Source organism: Mesorhizobium sp. M1088 (genome assembly GCF_040318575.1).
GTDB lineage: Bacteria > Pseudomonadota > Alphaproteobacteria > Rhizobiales > Rhizobiaceae > Mesorhizobium.
This window is the reverse complement of record NZ_JAMYMO010000005.1, coordinates 217,319-237,871: the sequence shown is the minus strand read 5'-3', so window position 1 is coordinate 237,871 and position 20,553 is coordinate 217,319. Positions and strand designations below refer to the sequence as shown.

Below are 20,553 nucleotides of genomic sequence, written 5' to 3'. Positions count from 1 at the left end.
GGAAACTTGGCCCTAACATAGGGAGAGCGTCTCCCATTGCCAAGCATAACAGCAGGTCTCGGTTAAGCTTTCGCCCGTGGTAGGCCGGCATTGTGGCCGCCGAACGGCACGGCTGGAACGGGCGCCGCGCCAAGCAACGCGGCGACGGCATCGGCCGGCGCCAGATCGAAGGACGGCAGGAAACGGGCGAAGGGCGCGACTGCCGGATATGCGGCGACAGCCGCCGGCATCGGGCCTTCCCCGGGCAAACCCGGGCCTTCCCCCAGCAAACCAAGGCATTCGCCATCCCGCCAGAGCGCCGGCTCGGCGGCCAAGGCGGCACGCACAAGGCTTGCCGGCGTGCCATGCCCGGCAATTGCCCGCTTTGCGGCAAGAGCCGCCCCGAGCGGTGCTATCAACAGCGGCGCGATCATCAACAATGCACCTGGACTGTCGCCCAATGTGATCCGTCTGCGGCCGTCCCACAGGGCATTGCCGGAAACCGCAACAGCCGGCGGCAGATCGCGCAATTCGCGGTGCAGAAAGATGCCGGTACGCCGGGCATCGACCACGGTCCGCGACAATGTGGCACAAAGCGGCCCGGTGCGGAACCGGCCGAAAAGAGCTTCGCTGCGGGCCTGGTCGGGAAGAAAGGCGGTGCCGCCGGTCGCCGCCAGCAGGATGCGCAGCGCATAAATGGCCGACCGGCTGTCGGCGGCCGTCGCAAAATCCCGATCGAGCCGGACGAGGCCGGCGGCCGGCCTGGAGGCCAAGCTGCGGATCAGCATGGCCGCGCGATGTCCCAGCTGCTCACGCTCGACCGCCGCCTTGCTGGCCAGCGCTATCGCTTCAGCCACGCTAGGCGTACCATCGCCTTCGGCAAGTGCTGCGCGGGCGCGCGGCCGCTCGAAAGCGGTGTCGGCATTGGTCGGATCTTCGATCCAGGCAACCTGTTCACGCCGCAGCAATTCGCGCAGCTCAGCACGCCGCACGCGGAGCAGCGGCCGCACGATCCAGTGCCGCCACTCGTAGAGGGTTGCCGGCGCCATGCCGGCAAGGCCCCGCGCTTCGTCGCGCGGCCTCTCCTCACCTGGCCCGTCGTCACGTGCTTGCCGCATCAGCACGGTCTCAGCCTGGTCGTCGGCGGTGTGGCCGGTCAGGATCAGGCCGATGCCTGCCGCTTCGGCGGCCTCGGCGAGCAGCCGGTAGCGCGCCTCGCGCGCGGCGGCGGGCAGACCGGTCGAAGGTTTGTGCCCCGACCAGGCGAGGATGCGATGGGCAATGCCGCGCGCCGCGCACAGCCTGGCCACGGCTTGCGCTTCCGCTGCCGCTTGCGGCCGCAATTGATGATCGATCGTTACCGCCAGCAATTTCGTTGCCGGGGCGTTACGGTCGAGATGGGCTTTGAGGAGGAGGAGAAGGGCGGTCGAGTCGCTGCCGCCGGACACGGCCGCAACAGCGCCGTTGGAAAAGTCGATCCGCGAAAAATCCGAAAGGTCAGGCTCGCTGTCGAGCGTCATGCATGTCGCCCAAGCGTGGGCCCGGTTTTGCGGCAACGACACGCAACGGAAAAACTAGCACGCCGCGAGTGCCCTTTCCTGCTTGACCCGCTCCTTGAGCGCGCCGGAAATATCGGGGTAGCGCTTGCCGATTTCGCTGAAAGTGGCACAGGCCACGTCGCGCTGCTTCAGCCCGACCAGTGAAACGCCGAGCTTCAGCAGCATGTCGGGCGCCTTCTTGGCCTTGGGATAGTCCTTGCTGGCTGCGAGGAAAATCTCGGCCGCATCGCGGTATTTCTGCTGGCCGAGCAGCGATTCACCGAGCCAGTAATGCGCGTCCGCCGCCTTGGCGTCCCGGGGAAAACGGGCGATATGGTCGCGGAAGCCCTGTTCGGCGGTGCTGTAGTCGCCCGACAGGATGAACTGGTAAGAGTTGCGGTAAAGCTCCTCCGGATCGTTGGTCGACGGGAGTGCCGCGACCACCGTATCGTCGGATTTACCGGCCTTGTTGCCGGCTGTGCTGGCGCCGTTGGCTGGGGCCGTATTCTGCCGCGGCGCATTCGCTTGCGCATTGCCGTCGGCTTCAACGACATTGCCGTTTTTGTCGACGGTGATGGTGCCGAACGTCTTGGGCGGCGCGCCGGGGATCAGCTTGCCGGGATCGCCGTTGGGCGATTCGACGATGACGTCCTCGACGCTCTTGTCGCCGGCTGGCGGCGCGTCCGCAGCGGCCGGAGCCGGCGTTGCCGGCGCCTCCGCCACGTTACCGTCGCCGTTGGGGCTGTCGCTGCTGGGCGCGGCCTCGGACTTCTTCTGCTCGGCCGGCTGCTGCGCGCCTTGCGGACCGCCTTCCAGCTGCTGGAAGCGGAATTCGTTGTCTTCCTGCTGCTTGCGGATCTGCTCCTGCATCTGCAGGACCTGGAAATTGAGTTCCTCGATCTTGCCATTCATCTGCCGGAGCTGTTCCTCCAGCGCCGGAGTGCCGGTACCATCCTGTTGCGCGAATTGAACCTGATCCGGCTTTTTCTTTTCGCCGAAAATGCCGGGCAGTTTGATCGTCGGCAGGTGGAAGGAAAAACCGCTTTCCGATGACTGCCCGGTGCCGTTTGCCCCGTCAGCAAGCGCCGCGATATTTGATACGAGCAGCAGCGCAAGCGTGCCGCTCAAGACCGATCTGAAATGCATGTGCCTCTCGCCGTGAAACCGTTAGCCTGTTGCGCGCCCTTTCCAACCGAAGTGGCCAGGCGCCCTCGGCTCTTAACAGGACGTGAGACTTCGGCCAAATTTTGTTTGGAGCGGGCAGATATGAAAAAGGCGGCCTTTTGGCCGCCTTTCGCACCAAGTGTTGCATTTATGCCGATCAAGAACCGGCGCCACCCAGCGTGGTTACGGCGCGGCGGTTCTGCGACCAGCAGGAGATGTCGTCGCAAACCGCGACCGGACGCTCCTTGCCGTAGGAAATGGTCTTCAGGCGCTGCGCCGAAACACCCTTGGCGACCAGGAAGTCGCGTGTGGCGGCAGCACGGCGGGCGCCGAGCGCCAGATTGTATTCGCGCGTGCCGCGCTCGTCGGCATGACCTTCGATGACGATGGCATACTGCTTGTACTGGTTCAGCCACTGCGCCTGGCGCGACAGCGTCGTCTGCGCATCGGCGCGGATCGAGGACGAATCGGTGTCGAAGAAGATGCGGTCGCCGATGTTGACGGTAAAGTCCTGGGCCGATCCGGGCGTTGCCGCGCCGGCGCCGTTGAGGCCGAGATCGGCGGCGCTGTTCGGCGTCTTCTTCGAGGCGCAACCGGTGATCGCGAGCATCGCGACCAGCGCGATCATGACCGGGTTTGTGGTAAGTGCTGCGATACGGCCCATGCCGCCTCTCCTTCGCAATTCGAGTGATTTCATTGATCGTCCAGTAACCACGTTTGGGTTAACCGGCGCTCAAGAAACACGGTTAAAATTTGGTTTCGGCTGCCGTCCGCAACCGTTCTGCCGAGGGGCGACAATGAGCGCGGACCGTAGGCGGAAATGCGGCTAAAACATGAAAAAGAGGGAATTGAGGAACTGAAGAACCGAGGAATTGAGGAATCGAGGAATTGAGCAAAGAGATCACCTCAGCTTCTCTCTGAGATTGACCAGCACTCCGTAGATACGGGCATAGGATTGCAACCAATGGTCGCGTTGCGCCTGTGTGATGTACTCGAGGTCGAACGCATACGAACTCCAGGTCTCCACCTCACTGCATGATCCTATGGCCATTGAAATGAAGCGTGCGAATTCGGGCTTGGAGTGAGCCTGTTTGGCAAAGCCTTTGGCCAAATTGGCGCAGATCGCCTTGCTGGAACGACGTAGTTCATCGGCGAGCGCGTATTGCTCCATTTTCGGAAAAGCAAGCGTGGCTCTGTGTACCCCAAGGGAAACCGCATAGGCACGCTTATAGACTTCTAAATCCCTCGCGTGCTCGATGTAGACCCCTGCCTTCTCCATTCTTCAGTTCTTCAACTCTTCAATTCCTCAGTTCTTCAATTCCTCAGTTCTTCTTCCATCACTCCAGCAGCGGCGACCAGGCCGGATCCGAGGCGAAGTTCGCCGTCGGGATCGACTGTTCGTTGCGGCCGGTGAGATCGACCGAAACAAGTTTTGGTCCGCCATTGGAATCGCGGAAAAACATCAGCACCCGGCCGTTGGGTGCCCAGGTCGGCCCTTCCTGCTGAAAGCCGGTGGACAGGATGCGCTCACCCGAACCGTCGGTGCGCATGACGCCGATCTGGAATTCGCCGCCGGTCTGCTTGGTGAAGGCGATGAGATCGCCGCGCGGCGACCACACCGGCGTCGAATAGACGCCGTCGCCAAACGAGATGCGGGTCTGGCCCGAGCCGTCGGCGCCCATCACATAGATCTGCGCGCGGCCGCCGCGATCCGAGGTGAACACCACCTTGCTGCCGTCAGGCGAGTAGGATGGTGAGGTGTCGATGGCGGTCGAGTTGGTGAGCCTGGTCGTCGAGCGGCTTCTCAGATCCATGGCGAAGATGTTGGAATTGCCGTCATCGCGCAGCAGGCTCATGATCACCTTCTGGCCGTCCGGCGAAAAGCGCGGCGCAAACGTCATGCCGGGGAAATTGCCGACCAGCTCGCGCTGCCCCGTCTCGATCTGCAGCAGATACACCCGCGGCTGGCCGCTCTCGTAGGACATGTAGGTGATTTCCTGCCGGTTCGGCGAGAAGCGCGGCGTCAGCACGATCGATTTGCCGTTCGAGAGATAGCGGACGTTGGCGCCGTCCTGGTCCATGATGGCTAGCCGCTTCTTGCGAGCATTCTTGGCACCGGACTCGTCGATGAAGACGACGCGCGTGTCGAAATAGCCCTTCTCGCCGGTCAGCCGCTCGTAGATCGCATCGGCGATGATATGGGCGACGCGCCTGGTATTGGCGTCGTTGGCGAAGAACTGCTCGCCCGACATCTGCTGGCCGGCAAACGTGTCCCACAACCGATACTGGGCGCGAATGCGGCCGTCAGCCTCCTTGCCGACACTGCCGGTGACAAGCGCCTGCGCATTGATCACCTTCCAGTCTTCGAAGCGCGGCGTTGCATCCGGGTTCGAGATCTTTTCGATGAAAGCGCTTTTGTCGATCGGCGCGAACAGGCCGGAGCGTTTCAGGTCGGCACTGACGATGCCAGAAATCTCGGCGCCGAGCGCATCGCCGCCCTGGAAGTCCGTGATGGCGATCGGCAACGGCTCGACATTGCCCTTATTGACGTTGAGCTCAACGAGCGCCCGCGCCGGCAGGGTGACAGCAACGGTCATACCCAGCGCCATCGCTGCGATCGTCAGGAGCGGCTTGAGGATGGATTTCATGTCTTCTCGCTTCTTTCGCTGATTCTGTGAGCGCCAGGCCTAAAGACCGAGCATCTCCCTGGGGTCAAAAGTGACCCGAACGTCGGACCAGATGTCTTGCTTGCCCGCCGGAACCTGCAAGCCGGCCACATCGCATTTCTGAACCGCGCGCACTGCACTTTCGTCAAACGGGCGGTTTCCGCTCGACTTTTCAACGCTCGGCCGGCCATCCAGCTTGCCGGAGGCGTCCAGATTAAACCGGACCACGACGACGAAATTCTCCGAACCCTCGAGCCCTGCCGGAAGCGTCCAGCAACCACCAAGCTGGGCCTCCAATGCCCCCTGCTCCGATTTCGAAAGCTTCTGGCCCTGATCCTTCTCGCCGCCGAGCGATGCCTGCTGGGTCGAGCGCTTGGCGCCGCCGCCGGACGGCTTCCGCTTGTCGAGCAGAGCCGAAATCTCGTCGGCGTTGAATTGCTTGTCGTCCGATTTCGGCCTGGATGAGGCTTCCTTGACCGGCTTGTCGGCGTCCTTGCGCTCCGGTGCCTTCGCGCTCTCGGCCTGGGCCGGCTGCGGCTTTGGCCGAGCCTCGGGTGCCGGCGCCGAGTCGGGAAGCTGCGCCTCCTCGGTTGGCGGTTGCTTGGCAATCGCCTCGGCGACGGCATCCGGCTTGACCTCGGGCTGCGGATCGATCGCGGCAGTCTTGTCCTGCGGCGGCGTGGGCGTCGGCTCCTTGGCCGGCGTCGGCTTGGGCTCGGTCTGCTTGACAGGTTCGGGCTTGACCTCTTCCTTCGGCTGCGGCACCGGCGCCACCTCCGTAGCAGGAATAGGCTTCGGCTCTTCCTTCGGCTTCGGCACGTCCTCGGGCTTGGGCTTTTCGACCGGCGTCGGCGCGGGTGCCGGAGCCGCCGTCATGTCGACTGGCTGGGGCTTGGACTCCGGTGTCGGCGGCTTGTCGGTGTCGACGCTGTTATCGCCGACTTTCTGGGCATCGGGAACGATGTCGGGACGCTGCGTCGGTACCGGCGCCGGCTTGTCGTGCATTACAGCCTTCTTGTCGCCTTGCAGGACCTGTGCCGTCGCTTCCATCGGCACGATCTCGACCGACACCGATTCCGCATCGGACGCAGGCATCGCAGGCGGCGAGGACAACGTGAACAGCCCGAAGGCGATCGCCACCGTATGCAAGATCACCGATGTGGTGAGGCCGGTCCTCATCTTGCGTCTACTGATCCTGTTCCTGCAGTGAAACCAGGCCGATATTCTTGTAGCCAGCAGCCGAGATGCGGGCCATCACCTTCATGGCAGTGCCATAGTCGGTGGACTTGTCACCCCTGATGAAAATGCGCTCGTCATAGCCGGTCTTCGAGATCGCCTGCAGCTTTGCCACCAGCTCCTCGATCGGGATCTCGGTTTCCTGGAGGTAGATCTGACCGGCCGAGTTGATGGACACGGTTATAGGCTGCGTATCGGCGTTCATCGCTTTGGCCTGGGTATCCGGCAGGTCGATCGGCACACCGACCGTCAGCAACGGCGCCGCGACCATGAAGATGATCAGCAGCACCAGCATCACGTCGACCATCGGCGTGACGTTGATCTCCGATATCAAGGCGTGATGGCGGCCGCGCCGCCTGTGGCCGCGCCCGCCGCGTCCTCCGCCACCTGCGCTTACGGACATTCCCATGATCGTTCCTCAGGCCTTCTGCGCGACTTTTTCATCGATTTGGCGCGAGAGTATGGCGGAGAACTCATCCGCGAACCCTTCCATGCGCACCGCGATCTTGCTCGCGTCCGACGACAGCTTGTTGTAGGCGATGACGGCCGGGATGGCGGCGAGCAGGCCGATGGCTGTCGCCAGCAGCGCTTCGGCGATGCCGGGCGCGACCACCGACAGGCTGGTGTTCTTCGAAGCGGCGATCGCCTGGAACGAGGTCATGATGCCGATCACGGTGCCGAACAGGCCGATGAACGGCGCCGCCGAGCCGGTGGTGGCGAGGAAGCCGAGCCGCCCTTCCAGTTTTTCCATCTCGCGGGTCAGCGCCAGATCCATAGCCTTGTCGATGCGGGTCTGCAGGCCGAGCGGCGATTTTGCGCCCTTCTCGAAGCTCTTCTTCCATTCGCGCATGGCGGCGACGAAGATCGCGCTCATGCCGGTCGTCTTGCGGTCGGCGAGCGTGCGGTAAAGCTCTTCCAGCGACTGCCCCGACCAGAACACCTGTTCGAAGCGGTTGAGCGCCAGCCGCATGCGGGCATAGGCGACGAGCTTGTCGACGATGATCGCCCAGGTCCAGATCGAGGCACCAAGCAGCCCGATCATGACCAGCTTGACCACCCAACCGGCCTGCATGAACAAGGCCCAAATCGATAAATGCGCGCCCGGTTCGGCGAGAGCGATGTTTTCCATGTTACGTCCTTAAAGATTTTCGGGGCGTGGCTGGCGGCTGGCCCATGGGCATCCCTTGTGGTCCGTTCGCGTTAAGCTTGCGGAATAACCCCAAATGCACCGTTGGCGGCCTTTTCGGGGCAAATATTGGTGAAAGGAAGGCGCTTGGATTCTTCCAATCTTAACCAATCCCTTCATGGACCGTTATGGTTAAGGATGGGTTAGGACGTACAGCGCGGCGCATTGCCGCGCCCCGACGACCAGCCCGGCGATCCTCGCCTCGACCGGGAGCTCCGGATCTTCCGCCTCTGAACTCTTATTTGCGCGTTCCGGGCATGAAGGCTGCCACCCAATCCTTGGGAAAGCGCCGCGGCCGGCCGTTCTCGCCGACGATCGCCGCTTCGACCCGCGCCTCGACCAGCACTTCGCTGCCGCGTTTCAACTGCTGCGCCATGACGATGCGGGCGCCGGAAATGTCTTCGGTGCGCGTATCGATGGTCAGGATGTCATCCATGCGGGCCGAACCGCGGAAATCGATCTCCATGCGCCGCACCACCCAGACTATTTTCTCGCCATGCTTGCCGTCGGCAAGCTCGGTGTGGTGGACGCCGGCCAGCCGCAGATAGTCGGACCGGCCGCGCTCGAAGAATTCGAGATAGCGCGCGTGGTAGACGACGCCGGAAAAATCGGTGTCTGCATAATAGACCCGCGCCATCAATCGATGGCCGAATTCCGTCAGCGCGCCGGAAAGTCCGGCGGACAATGCCGATTCACGGTGATCGTCCATTGCGCTGTCCTTTTGGCCCGACAGGCCCTGTTTCAAGCAACACCTGTTTTGCGCATAGACCGGCGATGATCAAGACCTGGAGGGCTGGGCCGGGGACTGCCAGCACCGAAGCCATAAGCAGCGGAACTTAGGGTTCTTCCTGGAACAGGCTGATCTGCTGCTGCGCCAGGTCCTTTGGCGCGTCGAGGCCGAGATGCCGCCAGGCATTGGCCGCCAGCACGCGGCCGCGCGGGGTACGCATGATGAAGCCTTGCTGGATCAGAAAGGGTTCGATGATGTCCTCGATGGCATCGCGTGGCTCGGAAAGCCCGGCAGCGATTGTCTCGATGCCGACCGGCCCGCCGCCGAAATTCCGGGCGATCATCGACAGATAACGGCGGTCGAGCGCGTCGAGGCCGAGCCCGTCGACCTCCAGCCGCGTCAGCGCCTCGTCGGCGACCTTGCGGTCGACATGACCGTCGCCGGCAACGCTGGCGAAGTCGCGCACCCGGCGCAACAGCCGGCCGGCGATGCGCGGCGTGCCGCGCGCCCGCCGGGCGATCTCCAAAGCACCGTCGTCGCCGAGCGGCATGGCAAGGATGCGGGCGCCGCGCCGCACGATCTGCTCGAGTTCCTCGACCGAGTAGAAATTGAGCCGCACCGGAATGCCGAAGCGGTCGCGCAGCGGGTTGGTCAACAGGCCGAGCCGGGTGGTGGCGGCGACAAGCGTGAAGCGGGCCAGGTCGATCTTGACCGAGCGCGCCGCCGGCCCCTCGCCGATGATCAGGTCGAGCTGGAAATCCTCCATCGCCGGATAGAGGATTTCCTCGACCGCCGGGTTGAGCCGGTGGATCTCGTCGATGAACAGCACGTCGCGGTCTTCGAGGTTGGTGAGCAGCGCCGCGAGATCACCGGCCTTGGCGATGACCGGACCCGAGGTCGAGCGGAAATTGACGCCGAGCTCGCGCGCCATGATCTGCGCCAGCGTCGTCTTGCCGAGGCCGGGCGGGCCGACGAACAGCACATGGTCGAGGGCTTCGCTGCGGCCCTTGGCGGCCTCGATGAACACTTTGAGATTGGCCCGCACCGCCGCCTGGCCGACGAAGTCGCCAAGCGTCTGCGGCCGCAAGGTCTGCTCGGCGTCCTCGCCGCGTCTGTCGGGAGCAATGAGGCGTGGCGAAAGGCTCATGCGCATACCGCCCGAAAGAAAAAGTTTGTATCGATACCGATCAACGTCACCCGGCACCCTCTCGTTCGTCGCCGTGCTCCTCGCCAACAACATGGCGGCCCACTGCATCTCTTACCACCGCATCGATCTGTTCCAGCGCAGCAGGCCCGTCAGGTGGATCGCCTAGAAATCCAGCGAGGTCGGCAAATTCGAGATTGCGCGGCGTTCCTATCAGGAGACCATCCACGACCGTCCACGCAACAGTATCGCCTGACTTGAGCGACAACTCGTTCCGGACTTTCTTTGGAATCGTAAGCTGCCCCCTGGAGGTCAAGCTTGCATATCCGACCATGCTCTTGTTCCTAGTCGGAATTTATTTGTCGGGCAACGTCTCACCGTGCCAGCTCCTTCAGCCCGAAGCGGATCAGCTTCGACGCGTCCGCCTCTTCGCCTGCCGTCTTCAGCGCCGCCGCCACTGCATTGGCGGCGGTGTCTCGCGAATAGCCGAGATTGACCAGCGCCGAGACGGCATCGGTGATCGGCGCCGAGGCGACGCCCTCGCCGAGCTCCTGCTTCAGGCCGATGGTGCCGGAGGCAGTGCCCGCATAGGCCGGCGCCTTGTTCTTCAATTCGGTGACGATGCGCTCGGCCACCTTCTTGCCGACGCCCGGCGCACGGCTGACCATGGCGATATCGCGCAACGCAATCGCATTGGCGAGATCGGCCGGCGCCAGCGTCGATAGGATGGCCAGCGCCACCTTGGCGCCGACGCCTTGCACATTGTTCATCAACAGCCGGAACCATTCGCGCTCCAGCACCGACTGGAACCCATAGAGCCGCAGCATGTCCTCGCGCACATAGGTCTCGATGAACAGCACCACCGCCTCGCCGGGCGGCGGCAACGCGGTAAGCGTGCGCGCCGAGCAATAGGCGACGTAGCCGACGCCATGCACGTCGACGATGCAGAAATCCTCGTCGATCTCGTCCAGCGTGCCTTTTAGCTTGCCGATCATTTGAGCGTGCCGATCATGCCGGGTGGGTTTCCGGAGAGATGATATCGAGGTCCGGGAAATAGCCGCGATAGCGCGCGGCATTGCGCGTCAGCAGGCGATGCCCAGCGACAACCGCATGGGCTCCAATAAAGAAATCCGGCAGCGTTCGTTCGCGGAGGCCGCCGGCGCGGCGATAGCGCGAATGTGTGACACCGGCGAGGAAGGCTGCTTCCCACGGCAGGAATTCGCGATCCATCTTGAGCATGTCGACTGCTTGGCGAAGGGCCTGTTCGGTCGCAATCAACGGCGCGAGCTCGGACCAGACGATTGCATTGATTACGAGTGCGCCGTCGCGCCGGCATGCGGTAATCGCGGATGCCGACCATTTCGTCTCCCGTCCGGCAGGACCCCAAACGTCGATCAGGACATTTGTGTCAATCAATGTCGAGATCTTCACGTGGGCCCCTCAGCCATTCCATATATTCGTTCGCCGTCATGCCTCCCAGATCCAGCGTACCGGCCATACGGCCGAGCATCTGGCTGAATCTGCGCGAGGCTTCCTCCTCCGGCATGTTTTCGTCGACCGCAATAACACGAGCCCCGTCCTCGGTGGGGACGAACTCCACCTCCGAGCCCGGGCCGATACCCAGATGATCCCGTATTTCCTTCGGGATGGTCACTTGGCCCTTGGTGGTAACGCGCATGGTAATACCTCGTTGGTATTACTTATTGCCCACTGGAGAACAAGTCAAGAACATACTTATCCGGCCAGCGCCGCCATCCTGTAAGCGATGCTCTGCCGGTGATGCGCGTGACAGATGGCGATGGCCAGCGCGTCGGCGGCGTCATCGCTGTCGAAAGTCGCCTTCGGCATCAGCACCTTGACCATCATGTGGATCTGCTTCTTGTCGCCATGGCCGACGCCGATCACCGCCTTCTTGACGGCGTTTGGCGCATATTCGGCAACGACAAGGCCGGCACGCGCCGGCACCAGCATGGCGATGCCGCGTGCCTGGCCGAGTTTCAGCGTCGCTGCGGCGTCCTTGTTGACGAAAGTTTGCTCGACCGCCGCCTCCTGCGGCATCGCGGCATGCAGGACCTCGGCGAGCCCGTCATACAACTGGCAAAGACGCACCGCCAGGGCGGCCTTGTCGTCGGACCGCACCGTGCCGGAAGCGACGAAGCGCAGCGAATTGCCGAGGCTCTCGACGATGCCCCAGCCGGTGCGCCTCAGCCCCGGATCGATGCCGATGATGCGAATCGCTTCCCCCATCCGTCAAGTCTACCTTCGGGGGACAGCGATGCCAGCGAAATGTGAAACAAACCAGAAACAGCAACCGAGTCTGGTCTAGAGAATGTTTGAGAATTCGCTCTGGCGAGACAGATAGCGTGGTTTTCGAGAACCGGAGCGGAGCGTACATAAGTACGCGAGCACCGGAAGCGCAGAAGGCTGCGCTAGTCTAGTCGTTTGAATAACTGTTGGCGCGAGCGACAGACGGTCCTCTGATCCTTTGGCGGATGTGACAGCCATCTCGGTTTCAACCGCGCAATGCTGCCGCAACGACGCTCTCCAGTGGCGTTGTCGGTCGACCGATCAGCCGGCTCATGGCGCCGCCGTCATCGAACAACGCTCCGCGTGAGGCTGCAATGTCGGCATCGGCCAGGATAGCGGCGAGATCGGCGGGCAGCCCGGCGCCCGTCAACAGACCCTCATAGGCCGCCCCGGCAAGGTCGTTGTAGGCGATCGCCTTGCCCGATTGCCGCGAGACCTTCGCCGCAAGCTCGGCGAGCGTGAAGGCTTGGTCCGCCGCGAGCTCGTAAATCCTCCCTGCTTGATCCTCGCTCGTCAGCACCACGGCCGCGGCCTCGGCATAATCCTGCCGCGCCGCGGACGAGAAGCGCCCCTCATTTGCGGCGCCGATGAAGGCGCCGTGCTCCAGAGCCGCCGGGAGCGCCATCAGATGGTTCTCGGTGTACCAGCCGTTGCGCAGGATGACGGCGCGTAGGCCGGAGGCCGCGATGACCTCCTCCGTCTGCCGATGTTCGACCGCGAGCCTCGCGGGAGACGTGTCCGCATGCAGCATGCTTGTGTAAGCGATCAGCGAAACCCCCACCCGTTGGGCGGCCTTGATCACTGACCGATGCTGCGGCAAGCGGCCGCTGACTTCGGTCGAGGAAATCAGCAGCAGTCTATCGACGCCGGCCAGCGCCATCGGGAGCGTGTCGGGACGATCATAGTCCGCCTCCCGCACGACTACGCCGCGTTGGACAAGATCGCTGGCCCTTTGCCGGATCACGAACCGCCGCAACGATCCGGCTGGCCGGAACTGTCTTCAGCAGCGCGTCGATCACGAGACGGCCAAGCTGCCCTGTTGCTCCAGTTATTGCGTACATCGTTCTGTCCATTTCGTGGTTGGATGGATTGAGAGCCTCAGATAGCGGCTCTCGTTACCATCGGAAACCACGTATCTTGTAGTTACCATCATTTTCCGGTAACCAACTGGAAACTCTCATGGAAGATGCGCGATGGTCCTCAGGATGCGAACGAAGGTGAAGGCGCTTCCCGGCTGCCCCATGTCGAGGTGCATGGCGCTGCTTGGCGGGTGCTGGACACCCGAGGTGCTCTGGTCCTTGAGCGACGGCCCGCGCCGGTTCTCCGAATTGCGCCGCGATATCCCAGCCATTTCGGCGAAGGTGCTGACCGCCAGGTTGCGCGATCTCGAGGAGCGTGGCGTCCTCGCACGCCACGTGATGCCGACATCGCCGCCGACCGTGGAGTATGAGCTGACGTCATTGGGGCAGGAGCTGCTCCCAGCGATCAGGTCTATCGTGGAGGTCGGATCGCGCCTGCTGCTGCGTGATTCTCCCCGCCTGATGATCGCGAGCCCATCCCTTCGCGGTTAGTCTAGATGGCCGCCGGAGTAGAATTATGAAACGGTCTCTCAGCCGCGGGCGAAAGCCGTGTTGAGCAGCGTGATCTGGTCGGAGACCGGATTGAGGCGACGGCTCGACGGCGGCACCTCGGCAAGGCCGCCATAGATCTCCTCGTCCATCCGGCGCACCAGCGCCTGCAGCCGCAGCGAACGGTTGACGAGGTCGATGAAATCCTTCGGCAGCTCGGCCCAGCCGGGCGCCTCGTCATGCGCCGAGGCAGTGTCGAGACGCACCTTGGATTTTTCTGAGGCCACCTGATCGCGGGTCATCTCGCCGGAATTCGCCGCCCGCTGCAAAAGCAGCCACGAGGCGACCTGCATCAGCCTGGTGGTCAGCCGCATCGATTCGGCCGCATAAAGCGTCGCCGCCAGCCTCGACAGCTTCTTGGCCTCGGCGCGGCCCTTGCCGTCGAGATATTCGGCCGCCTGCTCGACCAGGCCCATGCCTTCCTGATAGAGCGGCTTGAAGGATTGGGAGAAAACCCGGCGCTCCGCCAGCTTGATGGTTTTCGCGCTCGCCTTCGAAGGCTCGTTCATCGCTACGCCCCTGCACTTGCCTGACAGCCGGCCGATTCGGCTCTTGGCCGCCATATCCGGCAGCCTAAACGACTGAAGCTTGAAAATGCGCTTCGCTGCCAGCGAAGGCAAGCACATGTTTAACAAACGGTTAACGGACGCATTTAGCCGGAAGGACGCCCATGCCGGCGGACAAAAAAAGAGCCGCGGATAAGGCGGCTCTCAGGAGTTTAACAGGGAGGCGTCAAACAAAGTGGCTCCAACCACTCGGTAAGAATCCAGATCACTGGATGGACATAGTAAACGCCTGTAAAGCTTAACGAAGCCTTAACGCAGGGCATATTTTTCGATCAAGCGCCCAGCATCTGTGCCGTAACAGCACAGCTGACTGGCCACGGCACCCGTTCCCACTACCGGCTGGAAAGTCGGGGCGACGCGCTTGCGCCATGTTTCCTCCAGATCGTGACCGACATATCGAAACAGATCCGCTCGCCGCGCGACATCGTTCCGAAACAGGCGCCGCGGTAAACGCCCGCTCCTCGCAACGAGGCGGAGCAAACCTTGCGCTCCGGCAAATCATCAAATCTCTCAAGGAGCGAATAATGGACTGGTACTCGGCCGTTAAATTTCTGCATATCGTCTCGGCGATCCTCTGGGTCGGCGGCGGCTTCACGCTGATGCTGCTCGCGGTACGCGCCGACCGCGCCGGGAACGTCGAAGGCATGCTGCAGGCGATGCGCGCCACCGGCGAGCTCGGCAACCGGTTCTTCGCGCCGATGTCGATGCTGACATTGCTTTTCGGCCTCATCATGTGCGGCTTCTGGGTCGGCTTTTCCGATCTGTGGGTGCTGATCGGCCTTGCCGGTTATGCGACGACCTTCTGCATCGGCATGTTCATCTTCAAGCCGACTGCCGACCGCATGGCAGGCATGATCGCCAAGGAGGGTGTGACGCCGGCGGTGCTTGCCCAGGGCCAGCGCGTCCTCAGCGCCGCGCGCTTCGACTATTCGGTGATGCTGGTGATCATCGCGGACATGGTGCTGAAGCCGACGCTGCACGACATCACCATTCTGGGCTGCATGGCGCTCATACTGGCAACCGGCATTGCCCTGGCGCTTGGCAGGACGCGGCAGTTGCTGCCGAGTGCCGCCTGAGGTGTAAGGATATCCGGCGGCGGCCGAATGGGGCCGCCGTCTTACAGGAGGCCGGCGATGCCGTCCCACAGAAGCTTGACCGCGACGACCGCTACGGTCGCATAGGTGAAGGGATAGAACAGCTCCGGCCGCATCCGCCGCACCAGCCAGGCGCCGGCGATGGTCGACAGCGGCGCCAGCGGCATCAGCACCGCCGATGCGGTCAAATTGGTGGTGTCGAACTGGCCGAGCGCGAAATAGGGGATGAGCTTCAGCGCATTGGTGACGGCGAAAAAGATCGCCGCGGTGCCCGACAGCACCTTCGGATCGAGCCTGATCGGCAGCGCATAGACCTGAAAAGGCGGGCCGCCGACATGGGCGACGAAGCTGGTGAACCCGGCAACGGTTCCCCAGAAGCCCGCGGCGACGCGGTTGGGCTCCGCCGCGTGGCCGGCACCGTGGCGGAGCTGCAAATAGAGCCAGCGCAGCACGAAGATCAGGGCAACCGCGCCGACGATCAGCCGCACCATCTCTTCGGTTACAAGTGCCGCCGTCAGCCAGCCAAGGGCAATGCCGATCACGGCGCCCGGCATCATGTCGGCCAGCATCTTGCGGTCGAAGATGCCCCACCACGTCCACACCGAGACAATGTCCATCAGGCACAGAATTGGCAGAAGAATTGCGGCAGCCTGAACCGGCGGCATGGTCAGCGCCATCAACGGCACGCCGACAAAGCCGACGGCGCCGCCGAAGCCGCCTTTCGACAGGCCGACGAGGATGACGGCCGGAATGGCCGCGGCATAGAACCAGGGATCGACGAGCAGGCCTGACATGGGGAAGGGACGCTGGAGGGAAAGTGATCTCTGGAATAAACCAGAAATGGCCAGACCGCGACCGCAAATATGTGGGCCACGCGACCGAAATCCGTCACATGTTTGGCATGTCGAGCGGCGGCGGGCGTCTCCGGATCGGCTGCGCCTTGATGATGGCGGTGCTGGTTTCGGCCTTGTCGGCGATGCGGTCGAGAATCCCGTCGAGCTCGCCGATCGAGCGGACGAACAGCCGGGCAACGAAGCAGTCATCGCCCGTCACCTTGTCGCATTCGCCGAATTCCGGGATTTCCTCGATCAGCTTCTGGACGATGTGCAGCTTGCCCGGCAATGGCCGGATGCGAACGATCGCCTGCAAGGCGTAGCCGAGCGCCTGCGGATCGATGTCGATGGTGAACGCGCGGATGACGCCGCGATCCTCTAGCCGCCGAAGCCGCTCCGAAACGCTTGGTGACGACAACCCGACCTGCAGCGCCAGTTCCTTCAGCGAGGTCCGTGAATCCTTGACCAGGATATCGAGGAGCTTTCTATCGAGCTCGTCCAGCATTTTACAATTCCAAGAAAAAGCCGATTCTTACCTAATTTAATTAGGTTTGCCCTGCATATCACCAGCTAGAAGTCCTGGAAAGACCCGATCCGCTGTGGGATTATAAAATCTCAACGAGTTTCAGGAGCACCCATGGACAGCACGGTACGCGGCACGATCGAAATGACGGCGGCGATGGCGATCCTCGGCACGATCGGCTGGTTCGTCGTCCTTTCCGGCCAGCCCATCATGGACGTGGTGTTCTGGCGCTGTGCTTTCGGTGCGGTAACGCTACTGATCATCTGCGCGGCGCTTGGGCTGCTGCGCGGCAGGCTGTCGCTTCGCATCGTCACGATCGCGGCGCTCGGCGGTGCTGCCATCGTTATCAACTGGCTGTTGCTGTTCAGCGCGTTTTCCCGCGCGTCGATCTCGATCGCCACGGCCGTTTACAACACGCAGCCCTTCATGCTGGTGGGTTTTGGCGCGCTCTTCTTCTCCGAACGGCTGACGATGACCAAGCTGACCTGGCTCGGCATCGCCTTCGCCGGCATGCTGCTGATCGTGCAGGCCGCGCCCGATGCAGGCGATCATGGTACGGATTACTTTACCGGCATTGCGATGGCGCTGGCCGCGGCTTTCTTCTGGGCCGTTGCGGCTATCGTCACCAAGAAGCTCAAAGGCACGCCGCCGCACCTGATCGCCCTGATCCAGGTCTGCGTCGGCGTTCTCATGCTGGCACCCTTCGCCAATCTCACCCACCTTCCCGTCGATGCGCGGAGCTGGGTCATGCTGGCGACACTCGGCATCGTCCATACCGGTCTGATGTACATCCTCATGTACGGCGCCATCCAGAAGCTGCCGACGCATCTGCAGGGATCGCTGTCCTTCATCTACCCAGTCGTCGCCATCCTCGTCGACGTCGTCGCCTTCGGCCACCGGCTGCATCCGGCGCAGATCGTCGGCGCCGCCGCCATCCTGGTCGCCGCCGCCGGCATGAATCTCGGCTGGTCGCTGTGGAAATCGAAGGTGCCTGCGTAGGGGCCGCAAGCGACCGGCGGGGAGAATTTCGGCCAACGGCAGCCATGCGCCGAGCCCCATAAAATCGTTGACGGCAATCGTGATCCCCCTGCCGCCTGTTCAATCCCCGCACTTTGCTCTATGCCGCAATGCAACCATCTTCGCCCGGCATAGGCGATAACCGGGACCGAACACCAATGAATGACGCAACGCCGCCCAACCGCTGCCGTATCGTGCTGATCGCGCCGCCGAACGTGCCGGCCGAGCGCATCGCCGCGGCCTTCGAGGGCGGTGACGTCGCCTCGCTTATCCTGCCGGAAAACGGTATGGACGAGGCCTCTTTCCAAGCCTTTGCCGAGCAGATCGTGCCGGTGGCGCAAGCGGCCGGCATTGCCGTCATCATTGCCGGCGACACCCGCATCGCCGGCCGCGTCCAGGCCGACGGCATTCATGTCGAGGTCGGCAAGGACGAGCTCGCCGAAACGATCCAACACTTCCAGGCCAGGATGATGGTCGGCACCGGCGGCGCCAAGACCCGCGACGATGCGCTGGAACTCGGCGAGGTCAGGCCTGATTACATTTTCTTCGGCCGTTTCGGCTACGACAACAAGCCTGAGCCGCACCCGCGCAACCTGTCGCTCGGGCAATGGTGGGCGGACGTCATCCAGATCCCCTGCATCGTCATGGCCGGATCGGATCTTGCCTCGGTGGAAGCGGTCGCCGCCACCGGCGCTGAATTCGTGGCGCTGTCCAGCGCCGTTTTTGCCGACGGCGTCGATCCGAAGATGGCGGTTGCCGCCGCCAACGCGCTGCTCGACGAAACCGCGCCGCGCTTCGAGGACTGACGTGCTCTCGCGGAAAATCCTTTTCAGCGCCTTTCTCGCAACGGCCGTGACGCAGGCGATAGCGGCGGAACCCGTTCCTCTGCCGCAGCCCAGGCCGGATTCCAGCGAACCTGCCGACAAGCCGATCGCCGCACAATTGCCGCAGCCCGCCACCACCGCCCCGTTGCCGTCGGCCGACACCATCAACCCCGACCGCTTCGGCGCAAAGCCGTCCGATGCTGCCTACGGCGCCTTTCAGCGCGGGCTCTACAAAACGGCCTACAACCTTGCGCTTTCGCGCGCTCAAAACGGCGATCCGGCGGCACAGACGCTGGTGGCCGAGATATTGTCGCGCGGCCTCGGCGTGCCGGTCGACGCGGCAGGGGCGGCGAAGTGGTATGCGCTTGCCGCCGAGCAGGGCGTCCCGGAATCGCAATTCCAGTATGCGCTGATGCTGCTCGACGGCCGCTACGTCAAAAAGGACGAGAAGGAGGCCTATGCGCTGATGCAGGCCGCAGCCGAGGCCGGCAACCGCCTGGCGCAGTTCAATTTTGCGCAGCTGATGGTCGAACAGGAGCCCGGCGATGCCGGTATTGCCAAAGCCGTATCCTATTACGAGCGCGCTGCCGCGACCGGGCTTGCCGACGCACAATATGCGATGGCACAGGTCTACGCCAATGGCGCCGGCGGCAAGCCGCGCGACGATGTCCGCGCCCGCGGCCTGCTGGCACAGGCCGCGCGGCAGAACTACGACACGGCACAGATCGATCTCGCAACCTGGATGATCGAGGGGCGCGGCGGCGCCCGCGACCTGAAATCCGGCTTCAACTGGATGAAGCAGGCCGCCGAGGGCGGCAATGTCGCCGCCCAGAACCGTCTCGCCAAGCTCTACATGAACGGCATCGGCACCGACCCGGATCTGATCCTCGCCGGTGCCTGGTATGTTGTCGCCCGCCGCGCCGGGCTCATCGACCAAGAGATGGACGATTTCCTGCAGGGCCTGACCGACGAGCAGACGCAGCAGGCGCTACAACGGGCCAACCGCCTGCCCTGACCGCGGTCTCGCGACTCATTGCACCAGGCTCATCAGGCGGACTCATTGGGTATGATCGAGCACGACCTTGCCGAAGGGAGAGCCGTGTTCAAGGTACCGAAAGGCTTCGGCGGCCCGGCTCCATGGCACGACCCGGTCGATCACCGGTTTCAAACGGTTGACGGCGATAGCGCGGTTCATCTCTTCAAAGGATTCGCGTGAGCCCACCGGTATGCCTCGCGCCCTGACCTGCCGGCGGAAGATGTCGAGCGGGTTGATGGCGCCGTCACTGCCGCCGAGATAGCCGATGACGTTGATCTGGGCGCCGCGCGCCGCTGCCCTCAGCGATTGTGCAAAACTCTGCGGTCCGCCAACCTCGATGATATGGTCGGCGCCGCGGCCATCCGTCAATCCCAGCACGGCCGATGCCCAATCGGGGACGCTGCGATAGTTCACGCCGTCCTGCGCGCCAAGTTGCTTTGCCCGCGCAAGCTTCTCGTCGCTGCTCGACGTCACGATGACGCGCGCCCCGGCAGCGGCGGCGAACTGCACCGCAAACAGCGAAACGCCGCCGGTGCCGAGGCAAAGCACGGTGTCGCCGGGTTTGACGCTGCCCTCCGTAAACAGCGCATGCCATGCCGTCACGCCGGCGCATGGCAGCGTCGCCGCCTCGAGGTCGCTCAGATTGGCCGGCGCCAGCACCGCCGCCTGTTCGTCGAGCCGGGCAAATTCGCTGAGCAGCCCGTCGATCGGGCCGCCGCGTTGATAGGAGGGCTCGGCCATGGCGAAACTGCCGCCGACCCAGCGCTGCCAGAACGTGGCGCAGACCCGGTCGCCGATCTTGAACCGGCTGACCTCGGCGCCGATGGCAACGACTTCGCCGACGCCGTCCGACAGCGGCACCAGCGGCAAGGCAAACTTCGTGTGATAGCTGCCGCGGACGATCTCGGCATCGCGGTAGTTCAGCGCCGTCGCCTTGACCTTCACAATCATCTCCTGGCGCCCTGGCTCAGGCATCGGCCGCTCGATCATTCTGAGGTTCTCGAGGCCGCCCGGGCTCTGCAATTCGATCGCCTTCATCGTCGTTCCTTTCCGGCTGGGTCCTGCCAGAGGAAAATCGCTTG

General features: G+C 63.3%; 26 protein-coding genes. 5 read left to right on the top strand and 21 right to left on the bottom strand.

Annotated elements, in window-relative coordinates; genetic code table 11:
- Window positions 1-62 precede the first annotated feature (62 nt).
- From tilS to NKH49_RS34915, 17 genes are all read right to left on the bottom strand, one after another.
- On the bottom strand, window positions 63-1,499 hold the full coding sequence (gene tilS, locus NKH49_RS09275) for a tRNA lysidine(34) synthetase TilS (protein WP_352613394.1): 1,437 nt from the start codon (window positions 1,497-1,499) through the stop codon (window positions 63-65).
- Window positions 1,500-1,553: 54 nt separating this feature from the next.
- Complete coding sequence (gene ybgF / locus NKH49_RS09270) at window positions 1,554-2,663, bottom strand: tol-pal system protein YbgF (RefSeq protein WP_352925940.1); 1,110 nt, start codon at window positions 2,661-2,663, stop codon at window positions 1,554-1,556.
- A gap of 175 nt (window positions 2,664-2,838) precedes the next feature.
- On the bottom strand, window positions 2,839-3,345 hold the full coding sequence (gene pal / locus NKH49_RS09265; protein WP_023677992.1) for a peptidoglycan-associated lipoprotein Pal: 507 nt from the start codon (window positions 3,343-3,345) through the stop codon (window positions 2,839-2,841).
- A 237-nt stretch (window positions 3,346-3,582) separates the two neighbouring features.
- Entirely contained in the window at window positions 3,583-3,960 is a 378-nt protein-coding gene (locus NKH49_RS09260; RefSeq protein ID WP_352613390.1) for a four helix bundle protein, read from the bottom strand.
- 58 nt (window positions 3,961-4,018) lie between these two features.
- The gene (gene tolB / locus NKH49_RS09255) at window positions 4,019-5,290 is read right to left on the bottom strand and encodes a Tol-Pal system beta propeller repeat protein TolB (RefSeq protein ID WP_245274748.1); all 1,272 of its coding nucleotides are present in this window, start codon (window positions 5,288-5,290) and stop codon (window positions 4,019-4,021) included.
- A gap of 78 nt (window positions 5,291-5,368) precedes the next feature.
- Window positions 5,369-6,526 (bottom strand): cell envelope integrity protein TolA, encoded by a 1,158-nt coding sequence (tolA, locus tag NKH49_RS09250; RefSeq protein ID WP_352925938.1) that lies wholly within the window; start codon window positions 6,524-6,526, stop codon window positions 5,369-5,371.
- Between the two features lie 7 nt (window positions 6,527-6,533).
- A complete protein-coding gene (tolR, locus tag NKH49_RS09245; RefSeq protein ID WP_352522864.1) occupies window positions 6,534-6,992 on the bottom strand; it encodes a protein TolR in 459 nt (152 codons plus the stop codon).
- A 9-nt stretch (window positions 6,993-7,001) separates the two neighbouring features.
- On the bottom strand, window positions 7,002-7,712 hold the full coding sequence (tolQ, locus tag NKH49_RS09240) for a protein TolQ (RefSeq protein WP_023677997.1): 711 nt from the start codon (window positions 7,710-7,712) through the stop codon (window positions 7,002-7,004).
- 295 nt (window positions 7,713-8,007) lie between these two features.
- Complete coding sequence (ybgC, locus tag NKH49_RS09235; protein WP_352613386.1) at window positions 8,008-8,478, bottom strand: tol-pal system-associated acyl-CoA thioesterase; 471 nt, start codon at window positions 8,476-8,478, stop codon at window positions 8,008-8,010.
- 127 nt (window positions 8,479-8,605) lie between these two features.
- Entirely contained in the window at window positions 8,606-9,646 is a 1,041-nt protein-coding gene (gene ruvB / locus NKH49_RS09230) for a Holliday junction branch migration DNA helicase RuvB (RefSeq protein ID WP_023677999.1), read from the bottom strand.
- Window positions 9,647-9,692: 46 nt separating this feature from the next.
- Window positions 9,693-9,977 carry an AbrB/MazE/SpoVT family DNA-binding domain-containing protein gene (locus NKH49_RS09225; protein ID WP_023678000.1) on the bottom strand — a complete coding sequence of 95 codons (285 nt, stop codon included), beginning with the start codon at window positions 9,975-9,977 and terminating at the stop codon, window positions 9,693-9,695.
- 40 nt (window positions 9,978-10,017) lie between these two features.
- A complete protein-coding gene (ruvA, locus tag NKH49_RS09220) occupies window positions 10,018-10,638 on the bottom strand; it encodes a Holliday junction branch migration protein RuvA (protein ID WP_352613383.1) in 621 nt (206 codons plus the stop codon).
- Between the two features lie 13 nt (window positions 10,639-10,651).
- On the bottom strand, window positions 10,652-11,074 hold the full coding sequence (locus NKH49_RS09215; RefSeq protein WP_352613381.1) for a type II toxin-antitoxin system VapC family toxin: 423 nt from the start codon (window positions 11,072-11,074) through the stop codon (window positions 10,652-10,654).
- A complete protein-coding gene (locus NKH49_RS09210) occupies window positions 11,052-11,321 on the bottom strand; it encodes an AbrB/MazE/SpoVT family DNA-binding domain-containing protein (protein WP_352613379.1) in 270 nt (89 codons plus the stop codon). Before NKH49_RS09210 ends, NKH49_RS09215 begins: the two co-directional genes overlap by 23 nt.
- Before the next feature lie 56 nt (window positions 11,322-11,377).
- Window positions 11,378-11,890, bottom strand: coding sequence for a crossover junction endodeoxyribonuclease RuvC (gene ruvC / locus NKH49_RS09205; protein WP_352613377.1), 513 nt, complete (start codon window positions 11,888-11,890; stop codon window positions 11,378-11,380).
- 265 nt (window positions 11,891-12,155) lie between these two features.
- Window positions 12,156-12,914, bottom strand: a complete 759-nt coding sequence (locus tag NKH49_RS09200; protein ID WP_502907859.1) for an NAD(P)H-binding protein — start codon at window positions 12,912-12,914, stop codon at window positions 12,156-12,158.
- Window positions 12,850-13,011: an SDR family oxidoreductase gene (locus NKH49_RS34915; protein ID WP_502907858.1), complete on the bottom strand. Its 162-nt coding sequence runs from the start codon at window positions 13,009-13,011 to the stop codon at window positions 12,850-12,852. The genes NKH49_RS09200 and NKH49_RS34915 overlap by 65 nt, the downstream gene beginning before the upstream one ends.
- 192 nt (window positions 13,012-13,203) lie before the next feature.
- On the opposite strand from NKH49_RS34915, the gene NKH49_RS09195 reads away from it, so the two are divergent.
- Window positions 13,204-13,521: a winged helix-turn-helix transcriptional regulator gene (locus tag NKH49_RS09195; protein ID WP_352450832.1), complete on the top strand. Its 318-nt coding sequence runs from the start codon at window positions 13,204-13,206 to the stop codon at window positions 13,519-13,521.
- A gap of 38 nt (window positions 13,522-13,559) precedes the next feature.
- Here NKH49_RS09195 and rcdA read toward each other — a convergent pair whose 3' ends face one another.
- The gene (gene rcdA, locus NKH49_RS09190) at window positions 13,560-14,087 is read right to left on the bottom strand and encodes a protease adaptor protein RcdA (RefSeq protein ID WP_352450833.1); all 528 of its coding nucleotides are present in this window, start codon (window positions 14,085-14,087) and stop codon (window positions 13,560-13,562) included.
- Window positions 14,088-14,668: 581 nt separating this feature from the next.
- Between rcdA and NKH49_RS09185 the strand changes: the two genes are divergently transcribed.
- Window positions 14,669-15,220 (top strand): DUF2269 family protein, encoded by a 552-nt coding sequence (locus NKH49_RS09185; RefSeq protein ID WP_352613372.1) that lies wholly within the window; start codon window positions 14,669-14,671, stop codon window positions 15,218-15,220.
- Between the two features lie 41 nt (window positions 15,221-15,261).
- Here NKH49_RS09185 and NKH49_RS09180 read toward each other — a convergent pair whose 3' ends face one another.
- Window positions 15,262-16,032 (bottom strand): sulfite exporter TauE/SafE family protein, encoded by a 771-nt coding sequence (locus tag NKH49_RS09180; protein ID WP_352450835.1) that lies wholly within the window; start codon window positions 16,030-16,032, stop codon window positions 15,262-15,264.
- 94 nt (window positions 16,033-16,126) lie between these two features.
- Window positions 16,127-16,576 (bottom strand): Lrp/AsnC family transcriptional regulator, encoded by a 450-nt coding sequence (locus NKH49_RS09175; RefSeq protein ID WP_023678010.1) that lies wholly within the window; start codon window positions 16,574-16,576, stop codon window positions 16,127-16,129.
- Between the two features lie 132 nt (window positions 16,577-16,708).
- Between NKH49_RS09175 and NKH49_RS09170 the strand changes: the two genes are divergently transcribed.
- The 3 genes from NKH49_RS09170 to NKH49_RS09160 all read left to right on the top strand — a co-directional run bounded on the left by NKH49_RS09170 (window position 16,709) and on the right by NKH49_RS09160 (window position 19,450).
- Window positions 16,709-17,593: a DMT family transporter gene (locus tag NKH49_RS09170; RefSeq protein WP_352450836.1), complete on the top strand. Its 885-nt coding sequence runs from the start codon at window positions 16,709-16,711 to the stop codon at window positions 17,591-17,593.
- Between the two features lie 176 nt (window positions 17,594-17,769).
- Window positions 17,770-18,417 carry a thiamine phosphate synthase gene (locus NKH49_RS09165; RefSeq protein WP_352613369.1) on the top strand — a complete coding sequence of 216 codons (648 nt, stop codon included), beginning with the start codon at window positions 17,770-17,772 and terminating at the stop codon, window positions 18,415-18,417.
- A 1-nt stretch (window position 18,418) separates the two neighbouring features.
- Window positions 18,419-19,450, top strand: a complete 1,032-nt coding sequence (locus tag NKH49_RS09160) for a tetratricopeptide repeat protein (protein WP_023678013.1) — start codon at window positions 18,419-18,421, stop codon at window positions 19,448-19,450.
- Window positions 19,451-19,492: 42 nt separating this feature from the next.
- Here the strand turns inward: NKH49_RS09160 and NKH49_RS09155 are convergent, their stop codons facing one another.
- Complete coding sequence (locus NKH49_RS09155) at window positions 19,493-20,509, bottom strand: zinc-dependent alcohol dehydrogenase family protein (RefSeq protein ID WP_352613366.1); 1,017 nt, start codon at window positions 20,507-20,509, stop codon at window positions 19,493-19,495.
- Window positions 20,510-20,553 lie beyond the last annotated feature (44 nt).

Coding starts and splice junctions, on each gene's coding strand:
- NKH49_RS09165 (WP_352613369.1), top strand. CDS start 17,770: ATGAATGACGCAACGCCGCCCAACCGCTGCCGTATCGTGCTGATCGCG.
- ybgF (WP_352925940.1), bottom strand. CDS start 2,663: ATGCATTTCAGATCGGTCTTGAGCGGCACGCTTGCGCTGCTGCTCGTA.
- ybgC (WP_352613386.1), bottom strand. CDS start 8,478: ATGGACGATCACCGTGAATCGGCATTGTCCGCCGGACTTTCCGGCGCG.
- NKH49_RS09185 (WP_352613372.1), top strand. CDS start 14,669: ATGGACTGGTACTCGGCCGTTAAATTTCTGCATATCGTCTCGGCGATC.
- NKH49_RS09225 (WP_023678000.1), bottom strand. CDS start 9,977: ATGGTCGGATATGCAAGCTTGACCTCCAGGGGGCAGCTTACGATTCCA.
- tolB (WP_245274748.1), bottom strand. CDS start 5,290: ATGGCGCTGGGTATGACCGTTGCTGTCACCCTGCCGGCGCGGGCGCTC.
- NKH49_RS09170 (WP_352450836.1), top strand. CDS start 16,709: ATGGACAGCACGGTACGCGGCACGATCGAAATGACGGCGGCGATGGCG.
- ruvB (WP_023677999.1), bottom strand. CDS start 9,646: ATGAGCCTTTCGCCACGCCTCATTGCTCCCGACAGACGCGGCGAGGAC.
- NKH49_RS09155 (WP_352613366.1), bottom strand. CDS start 20,509: ATGAAGGCGATCGAATTGCAGAGCCCGGGCGGCCTCGAGAACCTCAGA.
- NKH49_RS09175 (WP_023678010.1), bottom strand. CDS start 16,576: ATGCTGGACGAGCTCGATAGAAAGCTCCTCGATATCCTGGTCAAGGAT.
- tolQ (WP_023677997.1), bottom strand. CDS start 7,712: ATGGAAAACATCGCTCTCGCCGAACCGGGCGCGCATTTATCGATTTGG.
- tolR (WP_352522864.1), bottom strand. CDS start 6,992: ATGGGAATGTCCGTAAGCGCAGGTGGCGGAGGACGCGGCGGGCGCGGC.
- pal (WP_023677992.1), bottom strand. CDS start 3,345: ATGGGCCGTATCGCAGCACTTACCACAAACCCGGTCATGATCGCGCTG.
- tolA (WP_352925938.1), bottom strand. CDS start 6,526: ATGAGGACCGGCCTCACCACATCGGTGATCTTGCATACGGTGGCGATC.
- NKH49_RS09260 (WP_352613390.1), bottom strand. CDS start 3,960: ATGGAGAAGGCAGGGGTCTACATCGAGCACGCGAGGGATTTAGAAGTC.
- NKH49_RS09195 (WP_352450832.1), top strand. CDS start 13,204: ATGGCGCTGCTTGGCGGGTGCTGGACACCCGAGGTGCTCTGGTCCTTG.
- ruvA (WP_352613383.1), bottom strand. CDS start 10,638: ATGATCGGCAAGCTAAAAGGCACGCTGGACGAGATCGACGAGGATTTC.
- NKH49_RS34915 (WP_502907858.1), bottom strand. CDS start 13,011: ATGTACGCAATAACTGGAGCAACAGGGCAGCTTGGCCGTCTCGTGATC.
- tilS (WP_352613394.1), bottom strand. CDS start 1,499: ATGACGCTCGACAGCGAGCCTGACCTTTCGGATTTTTCGCGGATCGAC.
- NKH49_RS09180 (WP_352450835.1), bottom strand. CDS start 16,032: ATGTCAGGCCTGCTCGTCGATCCCTGGTTCTATGCCGCGGCCATTCCG.
- rcdA (WP_352450833.1), bottom strand. CDS start 14,087: ATGAACGAGCCTTCGAAGGCGAGCGCGAAAACCATCAAGCTGGCGGAG.
- ruvC (WP_352613377.1), bottom strand. CDS start 11,890: ATGGGGGAAGCGATTCGCATCATCGGCATCGATCCGGGGCTGAGGCGC.
- NKH49_RS09210 (WP_352613379.1), bottom strand. CDS start 11,321: ATGCGCGTTACCACCAAGGGCCAAGTGACCATCCCGAAGGAAATACGG.